The sequence below is a fragment of the Stenotrophomonas sp. HMSC10F06 genome, from assembly GCF_001807865.1.
Taxonomy (GTDB): domain Bacteria; phylum Pseudomonadota; class Gammaproteobacteria; order Xanthomonadales; family Xanthomonadaceae; genus Stenotrophomonas; species Stenotrophomonas bentonitica_A.
The window spans coordinates 60,474-81,969 of record NZ_KV791255.1 but is presented as its reverse complement, the minus strand read 5'-3'; the positions used below and the strand labels follow the sequence as shown (position 1 = coordinate 81,969).

Genomic DNA, 21,496 nt, shown 5'->3' with positions numbered 1-21,496 from the left:
GGCCACGACCCATGGTCGTGGCCCGCTGGCGGCCGCCTTCGCCTCGCGGCCGCCAGCCGGGCAGGTGCCGGCCGTGGGTTGGCACGCGGTAGTGCAGAATGTGCGGTTCCGTTCTGCAGGAGATTCCATGGTGATCTATCGAGGCGCAGGGTTCCTGACGCTGCTCACGCCCATCGCGGCCCTGCTGCTGTTGATGTGGCTGTGGCCGGATCCGAGCGTCGACCACGGCAATACGTCGCTGCGGCAGCTGTTGTTCGGTTTCGCCATCGGGGCGTTCATCAATGTGCTGCTGGGGACATTTCTCAATCACGGTGCGCGTGCGCGCGGCGAGCCTGCCCGTCACCATTTCTTCTACATGCCGATGCAGTGGCCGTCGCTGGCGATCGTGGTCGTCTGCGCGGTATGGGGCGCCATCCGCGTGAATTGATCGCCGGCAGCTGCTCGCCAGGTAGTGCCGGCCGCTGGCCGGCAACCAGGCGGCCCTTCCCGGGCAACCGGAGGAGCCGGCCAGCGGCCGGCACTACCGGGATCGCTTCCGGTCAGCCACACATGGTGTGACCCGTCATGCATCGCACACAAAAAAGCCCCGGCTCGCGCCGGGGCTTTTTCGTTTCAGCGTGACCACCCACGGTGGTCACCTGCGGTGGGGCAACCGTGGCTGCCCCTGTCCCTTAACGATCCGGACGGTGCGCCGTGTTGGCTTCGCCCTGGCGTTCCAGGAACTCCTTGGACGGTTCGTCCAGCTTGTCGCCCAGCATGCGGCGGACCACCACGAAGAACACCGGGATCATCAGCAGACCCAGGAAGGTGGCGAACACCATGCCGCCGATCACGCCGGTACCGATCGCGTGACGTGCGTTGGCGCCGGCACCGGTGGAGATGGCCATCGGCACCACGCCCATGATGAAGGCGAAGGAGGTCATCAGGATCGGGCGGAAACGCAGGCGGGAGGCTTCGATGGTCGCCTCGCGCAGGTTCTTGCCTGCGGCCCGCTGTTCCACCGCGAACTCCACGATCAGGATCGCGTTCTTCGCGGCCAGGCCGATCACGGTGATCAGGCCGATCTTGAAGTACAGATCGTTCGGCAGGCCACGTGCGAGCGAGAAGGCCAGCGCGCCCAGGACACCCAGCGGCACCACCAGCAGCACCGCCACCGGAATCGACCAGCTTTCATACAGCGCGGCCAGGCAGAGGAACACCACCACGATGGACAGCACCAGCAGCAGGGTCGCGGCGTTGCCGGCCAGGATTTCCTGGTAGGACATGCCCGACCAGTCGTAACCGAAGCCGGCCGGCAGGTCGTCGTTGACGATCCGTTCCATCGCCTGCATCGCCTCGCCCGAGCTGCGGCCTTCCGCCTGCGAACCGACGATGTTGACCGCCGAGTAACCGTTGTAGCGGCTCAGCGACGGCGGGGCGGACACCCATTCGGACTTCACCACGGTGCTCAGCGGAATCATCGCCTGCGTACCGTCGGCGTTGGTCTGCAGCGTGCTGGGCGTGTAGAAGCTGTTCAACGACTCCGCACCGGTGCGGTACGGACCATCGGCCTGCAGGGTCACGCGCTTGATGCGGCCTTCATAGAAGAAGTCGTTGACGTACACCGGGGCCAGCATCAGCTGGATGGTGCTGTACACGTCCGACACCGACAGCCCCATGGTCTGCGCCTGCACGCGGTCCACGTGCAACTGCAGCTGCGGGGCGTTTTCCAGGCCGTTCGGGCGCACGCCGGTCAGCAGGTCGCTTTCCTGCGCCGCCTTGCCGAGCAGGATGTTGCGGGCCTGCGTCAACTGCTCATAGCCCACGCCGCCACGGTCCTGCAGCCACATGTCGAAGCCGCCGAACTGGCCCAGGCCCTGCACGGTCGGCAGGTTGACCACGAAGATCTGCGCTTCCTTGATGCCGAAGAACGCGCCGTTCATGTTGTTGATGAACTCGGGCACGGTGATGTCGCGGTCCGCCCAGGGCTTGAGGCGGATGAAGCCCATGCCCACGTTCTCACCGGAACCGACGAAGCTGAAACCGGCCACCTGCAGCATGCCTTCGAAGCCATCCTGCTTTTCCAGGATGCCGCGCATCTGGGCGAAGGCGTGGTTGGTCTGCGACTTGGTCGAGCCCGGCGGCAGCTGCACGATCGCCAGCGCATAGCCCTGGTCTTCTTCGGGCAGGAAGCTGCCCGGCATGCGCGTGAACAGGAAGCCGCACAGCACGGTCAGCACCACGAACAGGATCATCCAGCGCGGGGCATGCTTCACCGCCGAGGTGATGTGGCCCACGTAGGTGTTGCTGACCTTGTCGTAGTACTTGTTGAACGTGCGGTAGACGATGTTCGGGTTGTCGTTGTGCGTCGGCTTGAGGAACGTCGCGCACAGCGCCGGGGTGAAGCCCAGCGCCAGGAACGCCGAGAAGGCCATCGCGATGGCGATCGTCAGCGCGAACTGCTTGTAGATCTCGCCGGCGGCGCCGCCCTGCAGGGCCGACGGAATGAACACCGCCGCCAGCACCACGGTAATGGCGACCACCGCACCGGTGATCTGGGTCATGGCCTTCTGGGTGGCGGCCTTGGGCGGCAGCTTCTCCTCGGTCATGATGCGTTCGACGTTCTCGATCACCACGATCGCGTCATCGACCACGATGCCGATCGCCAACACCATCGCAAACAGCGTCAGCTGGTTGATGGTGAAGCCGATGATGCTCATGCCCAGGAACGTGCCCAGCAGCGCGACCGGGATGACCAGGGTCGGGATCAGCGTGGCGCGGAAGTTCTGCAGGAAGATCAGCATCACCAGGAAGACCAGCGCGACCGCTTCGATCAGGGTCTTGACCACTTCCTCGATCGAGATCTTCACGAAGGTGGTGCTGTCGTACGGCGAGAACCAGCTGACACCGGCCGGGAAGCTCGGGGCCAGTTCGTCCATCTTGGCGGTGACCGCATTGGCCACGTTCAGTGCGTTGGCGCCCGGCAGCAGCTGGATCGCGAAAGCGCCGGTCGGCTTGCCGTTGTACTGGGTATCAAAGCCGTAGTTGTTCGCACCGAAGGCGATCCGGGCGATGTCCTTGAGCAGCACGCGCGAGCCATCGGTGTTGGCGCGCAGGATGATGTTCTCGAACTCTTCCGGCGAGCTGAAGCGGCCTTCGGCCGAGACCGTCGCGGTGAAGTAGTGGCCTTCAGGCGAGGGATCCGAGCCCAGCGAACCGGCTGCGAACTGTACGTTCTGGTCCTTGATCGCGGCCAGCACCTGGGTGGCCGACAGGCCGTAACCCTGCATCTTTTCCGGGTTGAGCCAGATGTTCATGGCGTACTCGGAACCGAACTGCTGGGTGCTGCCCACGCCCGGGATACGCGAGATCTGGTCGAGCACGCGCGAACCGACGATGTCGTTCAAGGCATCGCGGTCGATCGAGGCGCTGTCGGACTGCAGGGCCACCACCATCAGGAAGCCGGCGTTGGCCTTGGCCACCACCACGCCCTGCTGGGTCACCTCGGTCGGCAGGCGAGGGGTCGCCAGCGAGACCTTGTTCTGCACCTGGACCTGGGCGATGTCGGCATCGGTGCCGGTTTCGAAGGTCAAGGTGATGGTGACGCGGCCGTTGGAGGCCGAGGAGGAGCTGAAGTACAGCAGGTGATCGATGCCGGTCAGCTGCTGCTCGATCACCTGGGTGACCGACTTTTCGGCGGTGTCGGCGCTGGCGCCGGGGTAGGTGGCGCTCACCGTCACCTGGGGCGGTGCGATGCTCGGGTAGGACTCCACGCCCAGACCCAGGATCGAGATCACGCCCGCAAGCGAGATCAGGATCGCGACCACCCAGGCGAATACCGGGTGTTCAATGAAAAATTTAGGCATGACGGAGGATTCCCGTTATTGCTTGTTCGGTTCGGCAGCCGGAGCGGCGTCGGACTTCGTGGCGGCGGCATCGGCCGGAGCGGCACCCGCCGGAGCAGCACCCGCCGGAGCCTGGCCATTGCCGTTGCCGGCGGCCGGGTTCCACGGGGCGGCCTTGGCCGGGGCGCCTTCCTTGACCTTCTGCACGCCGGCCACGATCACCTGGTCGCCGGCATCCAGGCCACCGCTGACCAACCAGTTGCTGCCCTGCTGGCCTTCGCTCTTCACGTTCTTGCGGATGACCTTGCCATCCTTGCCGACCACCAGCACGTAGCCGCCGGTGGTGTCGCGCTGCAGCGCCTGCAGCGGCACCAGGTAGGCGTTGTTGCGCTCACCCAGGGTCGCCTGGAAGCTGACGAAGGCGCCCGGCAGCAGGATCTGCTGCGGGTTGGGCAGCACCGCGCGCAGCGAGACCGCGCCGGTGGCCGGGTCGACCGTGGTCGAGGAGAAGTCCAGCGTGCCCGGCTGGTCGTAGACGGTGCCGTCGGCCAGCTTCACCTGCACGGTGGACTTGCCGTCCCCGCTCAGGGCCAGTGCGCCCTTGGCCTGGGCCGCGCGCATCTGGGTCAGCTCATCCACGCTCATGGAGAAGTTCACGTACAGCGGGTCGAGCTGGTCCACGGTGGTCAGCAGGGTGACATCGCCCTGACCGACCAGTGCGCCTTCGGTGACCTGCTGCTTGCCGGCGCGGCCGCTGATCGGCGAACGCACTTCGGCATAGCCGAGGTTGATCTTCGCGCTGGCCAGCGAGGCCTGGGCCTGCTGCACCGCCGCGGCGGCGGTACGCTCGGTCGCTTCGGCCGCGTCCAGATCGGACTTGGAGACATAGGCCTGCGGGGCCAGCGAGCGGGCGCGGTTGGCCGCGGCCTTGGCGTTCGCGGCGGTGGCCTGGGCCGAGGTCAGCTCGGCCTGCGCGGCGTTGAGCGCGGCGCGCAGCGGTGCCGGATCGATCAGGAACAGCACCTGGCCTTCCTTCACATCCGAGCCTTCCTGGTAGACGCGCTTGAGCAGCACGCCCGGCACACGGGCCCGGACATCGGCACTGCGGTACGGCGACAGACGGCCGACCAGCTCACGCTGCAGGGGCAGGGTCTGGGGCTTGGCCTCGATCACGCCCACTTCCGGCGGCGGCGGGGCCTGCTGCTCTTCCTTCTTGCAGGCGGTCAACGCAAGGGCGACTGCGCACGTCAGGGCAAGGGTGCGGAGTGGGGCGATCATCAGGAGAAGCTCCGGTGTTGGTTTGAATGCGAAGCCGTGGCGGCTTCGGGCGCAGCGAACGCGCGCAGGAAGCTGTCGACGGAGAATTCTGCCCAGCGGCGCCGCACGGTGGCGTCAGCGCGATGGGGGATGTGGAAGCGCTGTTTTTCGAAATCCAAGCCGGCGATCATGCTCAATAGCAGTTCAGCCATGAAGTGCGGGTCGTCATGCCTCAATTGGCCTTGCTCGGACCGGGTTGCCATCCATTCAGAAACATGAAGCGCCAGTGCCCCGGCGCCGTCCTGGTAAAGGGTGCGGGCTTCCTGGGGGAACTGGCTGGATTCTGTCGCGATCAGCCTCCGGGCCTGGACCACGTGGGGCTGATTGAAGTGATCCAGGTAATCGTTGGCGAACTGCAGCAGGCTGCCACGCAGGTCATCACCGTCCAGTGAGCGCAGCCCGGCGGTCGCGCGGCAGACATGCCGCTGCATCACCCGGCGCAGGAGTTCCTGCTTGCTTCCATAGCGGCTGTAGAGGGTCTGCTTGGAGCAGCCGGCGTGCTGGGCCACCGCGTCCATGCTCAGCTGCATTCCCTGGCTGGCCAGCAACTCGCGCACAGCATCGAACACGCGATGATCGCGCGCGTCCATCGTGCTGGCGGCGGGGTGTGGGGGAGTCACGCGGTGGACTATACCGTCCAGTTCAGAATTGTAGAAGCCTTGTTTTTCGGTGCGTTTTGATGACCAACGTCAAGTTGCAACCGAAGCGGCCGATGCTGCGACGGAGGAAGCGCCGATGCGCTGATCCGTACGTCGCCGAATTGACATCGCCGATGTAAACGGGACCCAACCCGAATCACCTTATTCCGTCCTGCAGCAAGGTATTTCTGTGCGGTAGGCCTACAATTTCATTTTCCCAACTGAGCAACACGCACCGCTCCGTCATGAAACCGCAAAAACCAGCAGCCAAGACCGTGAAAAACAAATCCAAACCAGCCGATACGCAGACTGTTTCGCCAGTGGGCTTCTCGCTGGAGCCGGTGTACACGGCCTTGCGCAAGCGCTACCCGTCGGCCGGGCAGGCCGAGGCAGTGGCTTTTGCCGCCGACTTCTACAAGCGCATGGAGGCGGACGAGTTCCCGCACCACAGCGCCGAGGAGTGGGCCGCACTGGCAGCGGACACGCTGGAATTCGCGCGTGTGCGCAAGCCCGGCAAGGCCAACGTCCGCGTGTTCAACCCGACGCTGAAGGGCAACGGGTGGGAGTCGCCGCATACGGTGCTGCAGATCGTCAATGACGACATGCCGTTCCTGGTCGACACCGTCACGATGTCGCTGGCCGAACACGGCGTTGGCGTGCACGTGCTGGGTCACCCGGTGATCCGCTTCGCGCGTGACAAGGCCGGCAAGCTGACCACGGTCAGCGACGGCACCGCCGAATCGGTGATGCTGCTGGAAATCGACCGTCAGCCGGCCGAGGCCATGGCCGACGTCGAGAAGGCGATCATCAAGGCGCTGGACGAGGTGCGTGCCATCGTCCGCGATTGGGACGCGATGCGTGCCAAGGCGCAGAGCCTGGCCGACGATCTCGGCAGCCGCCAGTTGCCGGTCGATGCCGCCTCGCGCGCCGAAGCACAGGAATTCCTGCGCTGGGCCGCCGACAATCACTTCACCTTCTTCGGTTACCGCGAGTACCGCGTCGAGAAGCAGGGCAAGGAAGATGTGCTGGCGCCGTTGAACGACACCGGCCTGGGCCTGATGCGCGGGCAGGACAAGTCCGCCGCGCGCCCGGTCAAGACCCTCGCCGCGCAGGGGCTCAATGCCACCTCCGGTCTGAAGGACGCACTGATCCTGACCAAGACCAATGCCCGTTCGCGCGTGCATCGCTCCGGTTACATGGATTACATCGGCGTGCTGGAGTTCGACGCCAAGGGCAAGATCATCGGCGAACAGCGCTTCCTGGGCCTGTTCACCTCCAGCGCCTACAACCGCCGCCCGTGGGAAATCCCGCTGGTGCGCCAGCGCCACGAATACGTGATGAGCAAGTCCGGCCTGGCGCCGAGCAGCCACAGCGGCAAGGCCCTGCGCCACATCCTGGAAACCCTGCCGCGCGAAGAACTGTTCCAGTCCAGCGAGGACGAACTGTTCCGCACCGCCATGGGCGTGCTGGGCCTGCAGGAGCGCGTGCGCAGCCGCCTGTTCCTGCGCCGTGACAAGTACAGCCGTTTCATCTCCGCGCTGGTGTACCTGCCGCGCGAACGCTTCAACACCGATGTGCGCCTGCGCATCGAAGCCATGCTCAAGGACGCCCTGCAGGGTGAGTACGTGGACAGCTCCGTGGTGCTCGGCGAATCGCCGCTGGCCCAGGTGCATCTGATCGTGCGCCCGAAGGCTGGCCAGACCCTGGAAGTGGACACCAGCGAACTGGAGCAGAAGCTTGCCCAGGTGCTGCGCAACTGGCAGGACGATCTGCGCGAAGCGCTGGTCGCCCGTCATGGTGAAAGCGAAGGCCTGCGCATCGCCGCGCGTATCGGCAAGGCGCTGCCGGCCGGTTACATCGAAGACTCCAGCACCGAGATCGCCGCCAACGACGTCAGCCAGCTGGATGCGCTGACCGGACCGGACGATCTGCGCCTGAGCCTGCAGGCCGTGCAGCGCGAAGGCGGTGAAGGCCTGCGCCTGAAGCTGTATCGCCAGCTGGATGACATCCCGCTGTCCGACGCGCTGCCGATGATGGAAAACATGGGCCTGCGCGTGATTGCCGAGCGTCCGTACCGCCTGACGGTCGACAACGCGCCGGTGTACGTGCAGGACTTCGAAGTCGAATCGGTGGCCGGTGCGATCGATGCACCGAGCGTCGATGAAGCCTTCGGCGAGACCTTCGCCCGCGTGTGGCATGGCGATGCCGAGAACGACGGCTTCAACCGCCTCGTGCTCGCTGCCGGCCTGCACTGGCGCCAGGTGGCGATGCTGCGCGGCTACTGCAAGTACCTGCTGCAGACCGGCGTGCCGTTCTCGCAGGCCTACGTGGAAGGCACCTTCACCCGTTACCCGCTGCTGGCCCGCCTGCTGGTGGAGCTGTTCGAAGCCCGCTTCGACCCGGCCACCGGCAACGAGAGCAAGGATGCGATCGCCGAGGGCCAGGCCCAGCTGCGCGCACACCTGACCGTGCTTGCCGGTGGTGACGAAGCCACCCTGAAAGTGCTCAAGACCGTGGTCGATGCACGCAAGGGCGACCGCACCGTGCAGATGGATGCCGCGCGCGATGCGCTGCTGAAGCTGATGGACCGTGTCTCCAGCCTGGATGAAGACCGCATCCTGCGCAGCTTCATGGGCGTGATCGATGCGACCCTGCGCACCAGCTACTACCAGACCGATGCCGAGGGCCGCCCGGGCCACGTCATCAGCTTCAAGTTCGATTCGGCGCTGGTGCCGGACCTGCCCAAGCCGCGCCCGTACCGCGAAATCTTCGTGTACGGCCCGCGCGTGGAAGGTACCCACCTGCGCTTCGGTGCGGTGGCCCGTGGTGGCCTGCGCTGGTCGGACCGTCGCGAAGACTTCCGTACCGAGGTGCTGGGCCTGGTCAAGGCGCAGATGGTCAAGAACACCGTGATCGTGCCGGTCGGTGCGAAGGGTGGCTTCTTCGCCAAGACCCCGCCTGTGAACGGCGACCGCGATGCGATCTTCGCCAACGGCGTGGCCTGCTACAAGCTGTTCATCCAGGGCCTGCTGGACATCACCGACAACATCGTCAACAACAAGATCGTGCCGCCGGTGGATGTCGTGCGCCATGACATGGACGACCCGTACCTGGTGGTGGCCGCCGACAAGGGCACCGCGACCTTCTCCGACATCGCCAACGGCCTGGCCGTGGCGCACGGCTTCTGGATGGGCGATGCCTTCGCCTCCGGTGGCTCGGTCGGTTACGACCACAAGGGCATGGGCATCACCGCGCGCGGTGCGTGGGAGTCGGTCAAGCGCCACTTCCGTGCGCTGGGCCGTGACAGCCAGAGCCAGGATTTCACCGCGGTCGGCGTGGGCGACATGTCCGGCGACGTGTTCGGCAACGGCATGCTGCTGTCGCGCCACATCCGCCTGGTCGCCGCGTTCGATCACCGCCACATTTTCCTGGACCCGAACCCGGATGCGGCCACGACCTTCGTCGAGCGCGAGCGTCTGTTCACCGTGCCGCGTTCCAGCTGGGCCGATTACGATGCCAAGCTGATCAGCAAGGGCGGCGGCGTGTATCCGCGTACGCTGAAGTCGATCGAGATCACCCCGCAGGTCCGTGACGTGCTGGGCCTGGACGAGGGCATCAAGTCGATGCCCCCGAACGATCTGATGAGCGCGATCCTGAAGGCACCGGTCGATCTGCTGTGGAACGGCGGCATCGGTACCTACGTCAAGGCGGCCAGCGAGCAGCACAGCGATGTCGGCGACCGCGCCAACAACGCGCTGCGCGTCAATGGCGGCGAGCTGCGCTGCAAGGTGGTGGGCGAGGGCGGCAACCTGGGCATGACCCAGCTGGGCCGCATCGAAGCTGCGCAGGCCGGCGTGCTGCTCAACACCGACTTCATCGACAACTCGGCCGGTGTGGACACCTCCGACCACGAAGTCAACATCAAGATCCTGCTCAATGATGTGGTGCGGGCCAAGAAGTTGACCGTCGAGCAGCGCAACAAGCTGCTGGCCTCGATGACCGACGAAGTAGGCGCGCTGGTGCTGATGGACAACTACCGTCAGAACCAGGCGCTGAGCCTGATGGAACGCATGGCGGTCAAGCGCCTGGGCTCCAAGCAGCACTTCATCCGCACACTGGAACAGCAGGGCCTGCTGGATCGCCAGATCGAGTACCTGCCCTCGGATGCGGAACTGTCCGCACGCAAGGCGCGTGGCCAGGGCCTGACCCGTCCGGAGCTGTCGGTGCTGTTGTCCTACTCCAAGCTGGTGGCCTTCCAGCAGCTGCTCGAGTCGGACATCCCGGAAGATCCGTACCTGTCCAAGGAACTGCAGCGTTACTTCCCCACGCCCCTGCAGAAGAAGTACGCCGACGCGATGGAGCGTCACCGCCTGAAGCGCGAAATCATCGCCACGGCCGTGACCAACCAGACCATCAACCGCATGGGCGCCACCTTCCTGATGCGCATGCAGGAAGACACCGGCCGCACCGTGGCCGAGGTCGCCAAGGCGTACACGATCAGCCGTGAAACGCTGGACGCACGCGCCCTGTGGGCACAGATCGACGCCCTCGACGGCACGCTGCCGGAGTCGGTGCAGATCGACGCACTGGAAGTGATCTGGAAGCTGCAGCGCTCGTTCGTGCGTTGGCTGCTGTCGCGTCCGGGCGCCATGCCGGGCATCACCGAAGCCGTCAACCGCTACCAGGCCGCGTTCAACGACATCCGCGACGCCTCGGGCGTGCTGCCGGATTCGCAGCGCCCGGCCTACGAGGCGAGCGTGCAGGAGTGGAAGGACAAGGGTCTGCCGCCGGCGTTGTCGCAGCAGCTCTCGGAACTGCAGTTCCTGGAGCCGGCGTTCGACATCATCGAGCTGGCCCGCACCCGCAAGCTCAAGCCGGTGGACGTCTCCAAGGTCCACTTCCGCCTGGGCGATGCCCTGCAGCTGCCGTGGCTGTTCGAGCAGATCGACGCGCTGGAGGTCAATGGCCGCTGGCACGCCGTGGCCCGTGGCGTGCTGCGCGACGAGCTGGCCGCCCACCATCGCAACCTGGCTGCCCAGGTCCTGTCGATGAAGGGCAGCAGCGCCGAAGCCAAGGTCGCCGCCTGGATGGGCCGCGATGACAGCAGCCTGCGCTTCACCCTGGCGATGCTGGCCGAACTGGCCGAGCAGAAGACCCTGGATTACCCGACCGTTTCGGTCGCGGTGCAGCGCCTGGGCCAGCTGGCTTCGCATGGTGCGTAAGCATGGTGCGTTGGCGCATTCGCGCTGACGCCCCACGGTTTGCCTTGCAAACCGTGGGGCCCATGCAAACGATGCTTCCAGACCCCCGCGCCTTCGGCGCGCCCCCCTGACTCAGGGGGGCTCTGCTCCAGAGGGATGGGCGGGGGCCGGTAACGGCATTGCATGGGAAACACACGGCTCCGCTTCGGCGGGGCCGTTTTCGTTTCCGTCCGTGCCGGCCCGCGACCGGCACGAACGGTTATGCTCTTGCCGGCATACCCCACCCGGATTCACCGATGAGCGACACCCCCCGTATCGCCTTCATGGCCAGCTCCACCGAAGCGGCGCAGCTCGCCCTGGCACAGATGCGGGCCCGCTATGGCGACTACACGCCCGAGCAGGCCGAGGTGCTGTGCCCGTTGGGGGGGGATGGCTTCCTGCTGCAGACGCTGCATCGCTATGGTGCGCTGGAAAAGCCGGTGTTCGGCATGAAGCTGGGCACGGTGGGCTTCCTGATGAACCAGTTCCGTGATGATGATCTGCCCGCGCGCCTGGCGGCCGCGGAGCCGGCCAACCTGCGGCCGCTGGAGATGCTGGCGTTGACCGAGTCCGGCACCACCACCGGCTCGCTGGCCTACAACGACGTCTCGCTGCTGCGGCAGACCCGCCAGGCCGCGCATATCGGCATCGACCTCAATGGCCAGGAGCGCGTGGCCGAGCTGATCGGCGACGGGGTGCTGGTCGCCACCCCGGCCGGCAGCACCGCCTACAACTATTCCGCGCATGGCCCGATCCTGCCGCTGGGCTCGCACACGATCGCGCTGACGCCGTTGGCGCCGTACCGTCCGCGCCGCTGGCGGGGTGCGATCCTCAAGGCGGACACCGAAGTGCGCTTCCGGGTGCTCGACCCGTACAAGCGCCCGGTCAGCGTCACCGCCGATTCGCACGAAACCCGCGATGTGGTGGAAGTGACCATCCGCGAATCGCGCGAACGCCGCGTCACCATGCTGTTCGACCCGGAGCACAATCTGGAAGACCGGATCCTGAGCGAGCAGTTCATGTTCTGACGGCGCTTGGCCGTGGCGGCCATGCTCTGTGGGAGAATGGATGGCCGGCCGCTGCGGCCGCATTGGATTGCTGATTGCCATGGGCGACAACACCCCCCGTTTGCTGACCGTTGCCGTGACCTCGCGCGCCCTGTTCGATCTGGAAGAGGGCCATGCGCTGTTCGAGGCCGAAGGCGTCGATGCCTATGCCGAGTACCAGCGCAAGCACGAAGACGACGTGCTGCGCCCCGGCGTGGCCTTCCCGGTGGTGCGCAAGCTGCTGGCGCTCAACCAGGGCCAGTCGCCGGAACAGCCGCGGGTGGAAGTGATCCTGCTCTCGCGCAACTCCGCCGACCCCGGCCTGCGCATCTTCAATTCGATCCAGCACTACGACCTGGGCATCATCCGCGCGACCTTCACCGCAGGTGAGCCGACCTGGCCGTACGTGAAGCCGTTCGGCACCGATCTGTTCCTGTCGGCCAACCCGGAATCGGTGCGCCGCGCATTGCTGCACGGGATCGCCGCGGCCACCATCCTGCCCAAGCCGCCGGGCGAGACGATTGCCGCGGCCGAGCAGGACGATCTGGGCCGTCCGCTGGGCCAGCTGCGCATCGCCTTCGATGGCGATGCGGTGATCTTCGGCGATGAAAGCGAGCGCATTTCGCGCGAGCAGGGCGTAGAAGCGTTCGGTCGCCATGAGCGGGAAAACGCCCGCGAGCCGCTCAGTGGTGGCCCGTTCCGCAATTTCCTCTCGGCCCTGCATACGCTGCAGGCCGTGTTCCCCTCGGGCGAGGATGCCCCGATCCGCACCGCCCTGGTGACGGCGCGCTCGGCGCCGGCGCACGAGCGCGTGATCCGCACCCTGCGCGAGTGGGGCGTGCGTCTGGACGAAGCGCTGTTCCTTGGCGGCCGCCACAAGGGGCCGTTCCTGGAAGCGTTCGGCGCGGACATCTTCTTCGATGATTCCCAGCACAACATCGACAGCGCGCTGCAGCACCAGAGCGTGGCGGCCGGGCATGTGCCGCACGGGGTCGCCAACGGCGGTTGATGCACGGCCCGGATGCACGTGGGGCCCAGGTATCCGCCAACGGTGGTGCCGATGTACCCACCAACGGTGGCGCCAATGTACCCACCAACGGTGGGTACCTACCGGATCGGCAGGACCGACGGCGCGGTGGTGTCGGGATTGAGTGGCAGGCGGATGTCCACCAGCCGCCAGCGCAGACCCGAACGCTGCAGGATGAACACCACCGGTGCGCCCTGCGGCGTGTAGGTGGTGGCGGTAAAGCGCGACAGCGAGTCGAAATGGTGGGTCGCCCCCTTCAGCGGGCGCGCCGGCCGTGGCGCCGCGTAGGCATCGTTGCTCGGGCTGTCCAGGTCATTGCTGGCCCGCTTCCACAGGGTATGGCCCTCCAGCAGCGCGCCGATGCCGGTCGGCGTCACCAGCGCATCCACGGCGGTCGCGCTGAGCCGGTCGCCGGCCGAGAGCAGCAACGCGCCGAACAGGCTGGACTGCATGTCCGGACCGGCGCGACGGACCACGTAGTCGCTGAGCTGGGCGCGCAGGTTGGCGCGCAGCATCGGGAAATCCACGTAACGGTCGAGCCTGGCGGTATCACGCTGTTCGATCGCGCGGCTGAGGCCGTGCACGGTCACGTAGGGCCCGCTGAACACAATGCCGGCCAGCACCAGCAGCACGGTGACCAGCAACCAGAGCAGTTTCTTCATCGGGTCTGCCTTGTCGTCATGGTGCCCAGCTTGCCGCAGCGGACGTCAGCGCACGTGAAGCTCAGAATTCCAGGTCCAGCGCCGCGCACAGGTAGTCCACGAATGGCGCCAGCGTGACCAGGTCGGCCGCGATGGTCTGGCGCAGCCGCGGGCCGGTCATCGTGGCATCGTCCAGCGAACGCCAGAACACCCAGTTGCGGTGCTTGAGATCGTCGATGAACTCGAAATCCGGCTCGAAACCCCGCGGGGCACGGACCAGCTTCTCGCTTTCCTCGAAATCGAACTTTTTGCGCAGCACCGGGGAATGCGCGGCCGCCTTCCAGCTGCCGGGATTGTCGACGATGAAGTGGCACACCTTGCGCTGGGTGGCCGGCTCGGGATGCCACAGCCCCGCGCCGACGAAGCTCTCGCCTGGCTGCAGGTGGATGTAGAACGACGGGGCCGGCACCTGCTTGCGCCGCTCATGGAACAGGCGCGCGCCCTGCCAGCTCTTGTAGGGCGATTTATCGTTGGAGAAGCGCGCATCGCGGTAGATGCGGAACAACGACCCACCCACGGTGCGCGGGTCGGCGCGGAAGTGCTCGCTGACCGCGGCCAGGTCCGGCTGCAGATCGGTGATCAGGCGCAGGAACGGCTGGCGGACATGTTCTTCGTACTTGGGCTTGTGTTCGTTGAACCAGGTCTTGTCGTTGTTGCGGGCCAGGCCACGCAGGAACGTGAACGTGGCCGGGCTGAAATACGTGCTCATAGGCTGCTCTGCAGGTGGGTGCCCCAGTCGCGCAGCTGCTGCAGCAGGGCGAGCTTGCCGGCATCGTCGGCATGCTCTGCGGCCAGTGCATCCAGCTGCGCGGTGAACTGCGGCAGGGTCTGTTCGCCCAGCGACGCGTCGCCGAGCAGGCGCTGGCGACGATAATCGTTCCAGCGTGAGCGCTCGGTGGTGTCCAGGGTGTCCAGATGGTTGCGGGCGCGGTACCGGAACAGCAGTTCGGGCATGCGCGGGTCACGCAGGCGCTCGGCGAAGCTGGCCAGCTCGGCCGGCGGGCTGGTACGGATCCGCGACATCAGGGATTTGTCGCCGTCGGCCAGGAAGCCGTCGTACAGCGAGGCATCGACATCGCTGGGCGCCAGGCTACGCTCGCCCGAATACACCTGGCGGACCTTCTCGGCCAGCGCCGGTCCGATCTGGCGCAGGCGCTCGGCCTTGGCCTCGATCGCGGCCGGGTCGATCCCCAGGCGTGCATGGTCGGCCGGGCGCAGATGGTTCCATGCGACCAGCGCCGGCACCTTGTTGAGGTGCACTTCCTTGAGCGGCACGCGCTGCTCGCCCTCCGCCATGTCGGCCGCGCGGGTGTACAGGCGCGCGGCGATGGTTTCCGGCGGCAGCTCGAGCAACGGTTCGATATCACCCTCCAGATCGAGCGCGATGATGCGGTTGTTGATGAAGGGATGGCGCGCCAGTGGCAGCACCGGCGCGGCGCACATGCGCTGGGCCGGATAGCGCATCGAGATGTGCAGCACCGGCTGCATCGCGTCCACATCCAGCAGGCCGCCGACGAAACGCTTGTCACGCAGCTTCAGCGCGTAGTCCCACAGCCGCGGCTGCGCCTGCTTGAACAGCTTCGCCAGCCCGATCGTCGCGTACACATCGGACAATGCTTCGTGCGCATCGCCCTGGCGGACGTTGTTGGCCACGGCCAGATGTTCCAGCTTGAAGGAGGTCGCGCCACCCTCGCGTTGCGGCCAGACAATGCCGTCCGGGCGCAGCGCGTGCAGCAGCCGCATCATGTCCAACAGGTCCCAGCGCGAGTTGCCGTTGCGCCATTCGCGCTCGTAGGGGTCGTAGAAGTTGCGGAACAGACCGTGGCGGACGAACTCATCGTCGAAGCGCAGGGTGTTGTAGCCCAGCGTGCAGGTCCCAGGCCGCGACATCAGGTCGTTGATGCGCGCGAACGCCTCGGCCTCGGTGACGCCGGCGCTGAGGGCATGCTGCGGGGTGATGCCGGTGATCAGCGTGGCGACCGGCGAGGGCAACAGGTCGTCGGCCGGTTTGACGTAGAAGCTGACCGGCTCGTCGATGATGTTCAGATCGGCATCGGTGCGGATGCCGGCGAACTGCGCGATGCGCGTGCGGCGCGGGTCCTGGCCGAAGGTTTCCAGGTCATAGAACAGGAAGCTGTCGGACATCAGTGCGCGCCCTCCAGGACTGGCAGTTGTTCGTGGACCAGGCGCTCCAGGGCGGCCCAGTCGATATGTGCCAGGCTGTCGTGCCCGGCGGTGGCGTCCTCCAGCATGCGCCGCTGCAGCTCGGTGCGGGCCAGCGCTACGGCATACGGGGTGCGCAGGAAGGTGACCATCGTGTAATGCGGCACGAAGCGGGTCGGCCACCGCGCCTGCAGCGCCTGTTCCAGTTCGCGCTGCAACAGGAACTGCGGATCGGCCACGCGGTCGCGCATCTCCAGGTAGTTTTCCAGCGCCATCTGCTGGATCGCCTCGGCGTTCGGCTTGCGGTCGGTTTCGAAGGCGGCGAAGGCCTCGGCCAGCGAATCCTGCTCCAGCAGGTGCGCGGCCAGTGCGATGCAGTCTTCGAAGGCGCAGTTCATGCCCTGGCCGTGGAACGGGACCATCGCGTGCGCGGCATCGCCGATCAGCACCGCGCGGCCCTTCATGTGCCAATGCTTGAGGTGCAGCGTGCCGAGCAGGCCCGGCGGGTGCTGCTCCCAATCGCGGCGCAGGTTCGGGATCAGCGCCAGTGCATCGGGGAAGTCGCGCGCGAACAGCGCCTCGGCCTCGGCCCCGCTGTTGGTGGTGGCAAAGCTCGGGTCGCCCTCGTTGGGCAGGAACAGCGTGACGGTGAACGTGCCTTCGTCGTTGGGCAGCGCAATGCACATGTAGTGCCCGCGCGGCCAGATGTGCAGCGCATTGGCCTCGATCCGGAAACCACCGTCAGCGGTCGGCGGGATCTCCAGTTCCTTGTAGGAGTGATCCAGGAAGTCGATGCGCTCGTCCAGCGGCTGCTTGCGGTTCATCGCCGCGCGCAAAGCCGAACCGGCACCGTCGGCACCGATCAGGGTATCGAAGCGGATATCGTGCGGCTGGTCGTCGCGGTCATCGATGAAGCGCGCGTAGCCGGCATCGAAATCCACGGTGTGCAGGCGGCGGTGGAAATGCACGGTGGCGCCCGCATCCTCGGCCAGCTGCAGCAGCGTGGTGTTGAGGTCCTTGCGGTGGATCGACCAGATCACTTCGCTGTCATCGCGGCCGTAGCGCTGCAGCTGCGGTTCGCCCTCGCGCGGGTGGATCATGCGCCCGCGCATCATCACTGCCTTGGCCATGACCGCGTCTTCGACACCGGCCTGGCGCAGCGCATGGCGGCCACGCTCGGCGAGCGCCAGGTTGATCGAGCGACCGGACTCGTAATCGCTCACGCGCGGATCGCCGCGGCGCTCATACAAGGTGATCTGCCAGCCCTGGCGGGACAGCAGGATGGCAAGCAGCGAACCGGCTAGACCTGCGCCGATGATGCTCAGCGAGCGGGAGGGGGTAGCGATCAAGTCAATGTCCGTGGGGGCGGGGAGGGCGGCTTAGAGGCCAGCCCAGGCTTCCACTTCCTCGACGAAGTGGTGCAGGTCGAGGTAGCGGTTGTAGAGCGGGGTCGGCGAAATGCGGATCACATCGGGCTCGCGCCAGTCGCCGAGCACGCCCACGGTCTGCAGGTACTCGAACAGGCTGCGGCCGCGCTCGCGGCCACCGGCCACGCGCAGCGAGAGCTGGCAGCCGCGGCGTTCCGGTTCGGACGGGGTCAGCACCTCGAGCACCCCGGACAGGCGCGCGCGAACGAGCGCATCCAGCATGCCGGTCAGGCGCAACGATTTGACCCGCAGCGCGTCGATGCCGCCGGCCTTGTCGACCACCTCCAGCGCAGCGCGCAGCGGGGCCAGGCCCAGCACGGGCGGGTTGCTGAGCTGCCAGCCTTCAGCGCCCACGGCGGGCACGAAACGCGGGGCCATCTTGAAGCGCGTGGCCTCTTCATGGCCCCACCAGCCCGCGAAACGCGGCAGGGTGGCGTCGCGGTGGTGGCGCTCGTGCACGAAGCAGCCGGCGACGGCGCCCGGGCCCGCGTTGAGGTACTTGTAATGGCACCACACGGCGAAATCCGGTGCGATGTCGTGCAGCTGCAACGGCACGTTGCCGACCGAGTGGGCCAGATCGAAGCCGACCCGAGCGCCCTGCAGGCGCGCCATGCGGGTAATGGCCTCCAGATCGAAGACCTGGCCGCTGCGGTACTGCACGCCGGGCCACAGCACCAGCGCCAGGCGTGGGCCGTGTTCGGTGATGGCGCGCTCGATCGCCTGCAGCGAAATGGTGCCGTTCGGCTCGTCGGGCTGCACTTCCACCAGATCGGTTTCCGGGTTGAAGCCATGGAAGCGGAGCTGCGATTCCACCGCATGCCGGTCGGTCGGGAAGGCGCCGGCCTCCATGAGGATGACGGGGCGCTCGGCGGTGGGCCGGTAGAAGCTGACCATCATCAGGTGCAGGTTGACGCTGAGGGTGTTCATCGCCACGACTTCGCTGGGCAGGGCGCCCACGACGCGGGCAAGCTGTTGGCTGACCAGGCGGTGGTAGTGCAGCCACTGGGTGTCGCCGGTGAAGTGGCCTTCGACGGCCAGCGAGGCCCATTTGTCCATGACTTCCTGGACGGCGGCACGTGCCCCGCGCGGCTGCAGGCCCAGCGAGTTGCCGACGAAGTAGGTCTGGTCGCGGTGGTTGTGCTGGGGAAAGACGAATTCGTTGCGCAGGCTGCGCAGCGGATCGGCGGCGTCCAGGGCAACGGCATGGGTGCGGCTGAGGATCTCGGACATGGTGCAACCGGCGGTGTCAGTGAGCCGACAGTTTATCCGGGTGGTGGGGGCGTGGGCTGAATCAGGCTTGCTGTGCTGATCTGGCGTGCGCTGGTGGCTGGCAGCTGGCGCTCAAGGTGGAAGGCGGACTACACGCCAAAGCGGAGCCAAAGCCAAAGCCAAAGCGTCCGGAGTGACGTTTCGGTGTGCGGGCCGCTGTGGGTGGGTCCAGGAAACCCACCCCCGCCGGCCCACTCGCAGGCACCTCAACCGCCGGCTCTAAAGCCCTAAAGCCCTCAGCCTCTCAAGCCCTCAAGTGCTGACGCCGTAAAGCGAGCGAACCATCACCCCTCAACAGCCACCTTCTCAGGCAACGGATCCACATGCCCGCACGCATCGCACGTGCGCAACTCCAGCGAGGAGTGATAGCGATCAAACACCTTCGGCAGATCCGTCTCGATGTTCTCCAGCGCGAAAAACTCCTCGTACAACTTGTGATTGCACTGCTCGCAGAACCACATCAATCCATCGCGCTCATGCGCCAACCGCTTGCGCTCCACCACCAGACCCACACCACCCGGCGGGCGGCGCGGCGAATGCGGCACGCCGCCCGGCAACAGGAAAATCTCGCCCGCGCGGATCGGAATGTCGCGTACCGCGCCATCCTCCTGCACCTTCAGCGTCATCTCGCCCTCGAGCTGATAGAACCACTCCGGGCCTTCGTCGTAATGGAAATCCGTGCGGCTGTTCGGGCCGCCGACCACCATCACGATGAAGTCGCCGTTCTCGATCATCTTGTTGCCGACCGGCGGCTTCAGCAGATGCCGGTGCTCTTCGATCCAGGCAAGCAGATTGATGGGGGAGGCAAGCATGGGCGCTGTCCGAAAGAGGAAGAATCAGTCGCGCCGACCGTGGCGCGGAACGTAGGACAGGGCCTTTTCGTATGCGCCCTGCAGCTCTTCCGGTGCGCCCACGTCGATGCCCATCTCGCGCACCCGGCCGTCCTTCAGGCTGTACACCCAGCCGTGCACCATCAGCTTCTGGCCACGCGCCCAGGCGTCCTGCACGATCGTCGAGCGGCAGGCGTTGACCACCTGCTCGATCACGTTCAACTCGCACAGGCGCGCATGCTTCAGTTCGGGCTCTTCGATCGCATCCATGATCGCCGCATGCTTCTGCGCCACATCGCCCACGTGCCGCAGCCAGTTGTCGGCCAGGCCCACGCGTGTGTTGTTCAAGCTGGCGTGCACGCCGCCGCAGCCGTAATGGCCCACGATCAGGATGTGCTTCACCTTCAGCTGATCCACGGCGTACTGGATCACGCTCAGGCAGTTCAGATCGGTATGCACCACCACGTTGGCCACGTTGCGATGCACGAACACTTCGCCCGGCGCCATGCCGATGATCTGGTTGGCGGGCACGCGCGAATCGGAACAGCCGATCCACAGGTATTCCGGGTGCTGCTGCTTGGCCAGTTGATGGAAGAACTCCGGATCCTCTTTCTCGATCCGGTCCGCCCATTCGCGGTTGTTCTGCAGCAGCTTGTGGATGTCTTTCATCGTGCGGGGTCCCTGACGTCGGGTGGGGGCAAGGCGCGGCCAGGGTGGCCGCGTCGTCGCAGGAGTGGGGAGGGTCAGTCGGCGGCGGGGCCGCCCTCGCGGCGCCAGCGCATCCACTGCGCCAGCTCGCGTGATGCCGGGGCGTCCAGTGTCGACAGCGCGTCGATCACGCTGGTCTGGTTGGCCTCGGGATGGTTCTGGCTGAGCTTGAGTTTGATCTGCACCTGCGCCGGGCGGAAACGGAAGCCAACGATGCCGCCAAGCATGCGCTGTTGGCGCGGCTCGATCGGCAGCAGGTCCCAGTTGCCGCCGACGCCGGCCTCATAGTGCGCGCTGAGGCCGTCCAGCATCGCGATCAGTGCCTCATCATCGGTGACCGGTTCCAGTACGCCACGCAGTTCGGCGGCGGCGTAATTCCAGGTCGGCACGCGTGCCTGCGCGTCCTTGTCCGGATACCAGCCCGGCGACACATACGCATGCGGGCCGTGCACCAGCATCAACGCGGGGCCGGCATGGCCCGCCTGCGGGTTGGGCTTGGCCCAGTGCCCTTCGATCAGGATGCCGCCAGCATCACGCGTGTACACCACCGGCAGGCGCGTGGCCTGCGGGTAACCGTCGGCGCCGTTGGTCACCAGGGTGACGAACGCATCGCGCGCCAGCAGCCGGTCCAGCCAGATCAGGTCGGTCTCGACGAAGGCGGACGGGATGAACATCGTCGGTTACGCGCGGGCGCCCAGGCTCTGGATCATGCGGCCGTGCAGGGCATCGTCGCTGTCGGCCTGCGGCGGCTGCACTTCATGCAGCGAGAAGCCGCGCACCAGCGCGTCCTCTTCATCCAGGCCGTCGTAGGCGACGAACTCGGCGTCGAACAGCTGCGAGCGTGCCGTGTCTTCGCTGTCGTAGCTCAGCGTGTTGCCGTCGCTGTCCAGCACCTCGGCGGTACCGGCCGGGCGCACGCGCAGGCGCGCCCAGATCAGGGTGTTGCCCAGGCTGGCCAGGAACCACTCGTCGTGGTGGGAGGTGTCGTCGTTCATGTCAGTACCATCGAAAGCAGCCAGAGCAGGGCAGCCATGCCCAGTCCGGCAAGAAGGGTGAGCAGCGAGAGCCAGGCCGGCGTGGCCAGGCCGGTCAGCGAGCAGTCGCTGCTCTGCCGATAGTCGCGGCCGAGCAGCCAGCGCAGCGCGTCCGGGCGCAGGAAGGCACCCGCGCCGAAGCGATTGGCCAGCGCCGGGTGGCGGTCGCGGATGTGGACCAGGGTCAGCGGCCAGAAGATCACGAAGGCACTGAACCCGGCGATCGCCACGCCGACGAAACACAGCGCGAAGAACAGGGTCATGGTTCAGTG

At 66.4% G+C, this 21,496-nt stretch carries 16 protein-coding genes and 1 pseudogene; 4 read left to right on the top strand and 13 right to left on the bottom strand.

Features of this window, described 5'->3' with window-relative positions; all coding sequences use genetic code 11:
* Nucleotides 1-127: 127 nt before the first annotated feature.
* Nucleotides 128-427 (top strand): hypothetical protein, encoded by a 300-nt coding sequence (locus tag HMPREF3113_RS02090; protein WP_070470536.1) that lies wholly within the window; start codon nt 128-130, stop codon nt 425-427.
* Nucleotides 428-671: 244 nt separating this feature from the next.
* Here the strand turns inward: HMPREF3113_RS02090 and HMPREF3113_RS02085 are convergent, their stop codons facing one another.
* From HMPREF3113_RS02085 to HMPREF3113_RS02075, 3 genes are read right to left on the bottom strand one after another with little or no spacing between them, the layout of a single operon-like run.
* Nucleotides 672-3,845, bottom strand: a complete 3,174-nt coding sequence (locus tag HMPREF3113_RS02085; RefSeq protein WP_046274306.1) for a multidrug efflux RND transporter permease subunit — start codon at nt 3,843-3,845, stop codon at nt 672-674.
* A 15-nt stretch (nt 3,846-3,860) separates the two neighbouring features.
* The gene (locus HMPREF3113_RS02080; RefSeq protein WP_070470534.1) at nt 3,861-5,102 is read right to left on the bottom strand and encodes an efflux RND transporter periplasmic adaptor subunit; all 1,242 of its coding nucleotides are present in this window, start codon (nt 5,100-5,102) and stop codon (nt 3,861-3,863) included.
* Nucleotides 5,102-5,731 carry a TetR/AcrR family transcriptional regulator gene (locus HMPREF3113_RS02075; protein WP_102787986.1) on the bottom strand — a complete coding sequence of 210 codons (630 nt, stop codon included), beginning with the start codon at nt 5,729-5,731 and terminating at the stop codon, nt 5,102-5,104. The genes HMPREF3113_RS02080 and HMPREF3113_RS02075 overlap by 1 nt, the downstream gene beginning before the upstream one ends.
* A gap of 377 nt (nt 5,732-6,108) precedes the next feature.
* Here HMPREF3113_RS02075 and HMPREF3113_RS02070 point away from each other — a divergent pair.
* The 3 genes and pseudogenes from HMPREF3113_RS02070 to HMPREF3113_RS02060 all read left to right on the top strand — a co-directional run.
* Nucleotides 6,109-11,001: pseudogene (locus HMPREF3113_RS02070) on the top strand (NAD-glutamate dehydrogenase domain-containing protein); the annotation flags it as partial.
* A 275-nt stretch (nt 11,002-11,276) separates the two neighbouring features.
* Entirely contained in the window at nt 11,277-12,047 is a 771-nt protein-coding gene (locus HMPREF3113_RS02065; RefSeq protein ID WP_070470529.1) for an NAD kinase, read from the top strand.
* A gap of 79 nt (nt 12,048-12,126) precedes the next feature.
* The gene (locus HMPREF3113_RS02060; RefSeq protein ID WP_070470562.1) at nt 12,127-13,074 is read left to right on the top strand and encodes a 5'-nucleotidase; all 948 of its coding nucleotides are present in this window, start codon (nt 12,127-12,129) and stop codon (nt 13,072-13,074) included.
* A gap of 98 nt (nt 13,075-13,172) precedes the next feature.
* Here the strand turns inward: HMPREF3113_RS02060 and HMPREF3113_RS02055 are convergent, their stop codons facing one another.
* The 10 genes from HMPREF3113_RS02055 to HMPREF3113_RS02010 all read right to left on the bottom strand — a co-directional run bounded on the left by HMPREF3113_RS02055 (nt 13,173) and on the right by HMPREF3113_RS02010 (nt 21,487).
* A complete protein-coding gene (locus tag HMPREF3113_RS02055) occupies nt 13,173-13,754 on the bottom strand; it encodes a DUF2939 domain-containing protein (RefSeq protein WP_019184360.1) in 582 nt (193 codons plus the stop codon).
* Nucleotides 13,755-13,815: 61 nt separating this feature from the next.
* Nucleotides 13,816-14,502 carry a DUF2461 domain-containing protein gene (locus tag HMPREF3113_RS02050; protein WP_070470527.1) on the bottom strand — a complete coding sequence of 229 codons (687 nt, stop codon included), beginning with the start codon at nt 14,500-14,502 and terminating at the stop codon, nt 13,816-13,818.
* Complete coding sequence (gene sbcB / locus HMPREF3113_RS02045) at nt 14,499-15,938, bottom strand: exodeoxyribonuclease I (RefSeq protein ID WP_070470525.1); 1,440 nt, start codon at nt 15,936-15,938, stop codon at nt 14,499-14,501. Before sbcB ends, HMPREF3113_RS02050 begins: the two co-directional genes overlap by 4 nt.
* Nucleotides 15,938-17,305 carry an FAD-dependent oxidoreductase gene (locus HMPREF3113_RS02040; protein WP_070470522.1) on the bottom strand — a complete coding sequence of 456 codons (1,368 nt, stop codon included), beginning with the start codon at nt 17,303-17,305 and terminating at the stop codon, nt 15,938-15,940. Before HMPREF3113_RS02040 ends, sbcB begins: the two co-directional genes overlap by 1 nt.
* Before the next feature lie 30 nt (nt 17,306-17,335).
* Nucleotides 17,336-18,613 (bottom strand): kynureninase, encoded by a 1,278-nt coding sequence (kynU, locus tag HMPREF3113_RS02035; RefSeq protein ID WP_070470520.1) that lies wholly within the window; start codon nt 18,611-18,613, stop codon nt 17,336-17,338.
* Between the two features lie 323 nt (nt 18,614-18,936).
* The gene (locus tag HMPREF3113_RS02030) at nt 18,937-19,464 is read right to left on the bottom strand and encodes a 3-hydroxyanthranilate 3,4-dioxygenase (RefSeq protein WP_046273329.1); all 528 of its coding nucleotides are present in this window, start codon (nt 19,462-19,464) and stop codon (nt 18,937-18,939) included.
* A 24-nt stretch (nt 19,465-19,488) separates the two neighbouring features.
* Nucleotides 19,489-20,151, bottom strand: coding sequence for a carbonate dehydratase (gene can / locus HMPREF3113_RS02025; protein ID WP_070470518.1), 663 nt, complete (start codon nt 20,149-20,151; stop codon nt 19,489-19,491).
* A gap of 74 nt (nt 20,152-20,225) precedes the next feature.
* Nucleotides 20,226-20,864: an FMN-binding negative transcriptional regulator gene (locus tag HMPREF3113_RS02020; RefSeq protein WP_070470517.1), complete on the bottom strand. Its 639-nt coding sequence runs from the start codon at nt 20,862-20,864 to the stop codon at nt 20,226-20,228.
* Between the two features lie 6 nt (nt 20,865-20,870).
* Entirely contained in the window at nt 20,871-21,185 is a 315-nt protein-coding gene (locus HMPREF3113_RS02015; RefSeq protein ID WP_046273331.1) for a hypothetical protein, read from the bottom strand.
* Nucleotides 21,182-21,487 carry a hypothetical protein gene (locus tag HMPREF3113_RS02010; protein WP_070470515.1) on the bottom strand — a complete coding sequence of 102 codons (306 nt, stop codon included), beginning with the start codon at nt 21,485-21,487 and terminating at the stop codon, nt 21,182-21,184. The genes HMPREF3113_RS02015 and HMPREF3113_RS02010 overlap by 4 nt, the downstream gene beginning before the upstream one ends.
* Nucleotides 21,488-21,496: the final 9 nt, after the last annotated feature.

Bases quoted from the DNA above. Each gene is read 5' to 3' on its own strand.
- HMPREF3113_RS02090 (WP_070470536.1), top strand. From the start codon at position 128: ATGGTGATCTATCGAGGCGCAGGGTTCCTGACGCTGCTCACGCCCATC.
- HMPREF3113_RS02085 (WP_046274306.1), bottom strand. From the start codon at position 3,845: ATGCCTAAATTTTTCATTGAACACCCGGTATTCGCCTGGGTGGTCGCG.
- HMPREF3113_RS02080 (WP_070470534.1), bottom strand. From the start codon at position 5,102: ATGATCGCCCCACTCCGCACCCTTGCCCTGACGTGCGCAGTCGCCCTT.
- HMPREF3113_RS02075 (WP_102787986.1), bottom strand. From the start codon at position 5,731: ATGGACGCGCGCGATCATCGCGTGTTCGATGCTGTGCGCGAGTTGCTG.
- HMPREF3113_RS02065 (WP_070470529.1), top strand. From the start codon at position 11,277: ATGAGCGACACCCCCCGTATCGCCTTCATGGCCAGCTCCACCGAAGCG.
- HMPREF3113_RS02060 (WP_070470562.1), top strand. From the start codon at position 12,127: ATGGGCGACAACACCCCCCGTTTGCTGACCGTTGCCGTGACCTCGCGC.
- HMPREF3113_RS02055 (WP_019184360.1), bottom strand. From the start codon at position 13,754: ATGAAGAAACTGCTCTGGTTGCTGGTCACCGTGCTGCTGGTGCTGGCC.
- HMPREF3113_RS02050 (WP_070470527.1), bottom strand. From the start codon at position 14,502: ATGAGCACGTATTTCAGCCCGGCCACGTTCACGTTCCTGCGTGGCCTG.
- sbcB (WP_070470525.1), bottom strand. From the start codon at position 15,938: ATGTCCGACAGCTTCCTGTTCTATGACCTGGAAACCTTCGGCCAGGAC.
- kynU (WP_070470520.1), bottom strand. From the start codon at position 18,613: ATGTCCGAGATCCTCAGCCGCACCCATGCCGTTGCCCTGGACGCCGCC.
- HMPREF3113_RS02030 (WP_046273329.1), bottom strand. From the start codon at position 19,464: ATGCTTGCCTCCCCCATCAATCTGCTTGCCTGGATCGAAGAGCACCGG.
- can (WP_070470518.1), bottom strand. From the start codon at position 20,151: ATGAAAGACATCCACAAGCTGCTGCAGAACAACCGCGAATGGGCGGAC.
- HMPREF3113_RS02020 (WP_070470517.1), bottom strand. From the start codon at position 20,864: ATGTTCATCCCGTCCGCCTTCGTCGAGACCGACCTGATCTGGCTGGAC.
- HMPREF3113_RS02015 (WP_046273331.1), bottom strand. From the start codon at position 21,185: ATGAACGACGACACCTCCCACCACGACGAGTGGTTCCTGGCCAGCCTG.
- HMPREF3113_RS02010 (WP_070470515.1), bottom strand. From the start codon at position 21,487: ATGACCCTGTTCTTCGCGCTGTGTTTCGTCGGCGTGGCGATCGCCGGG.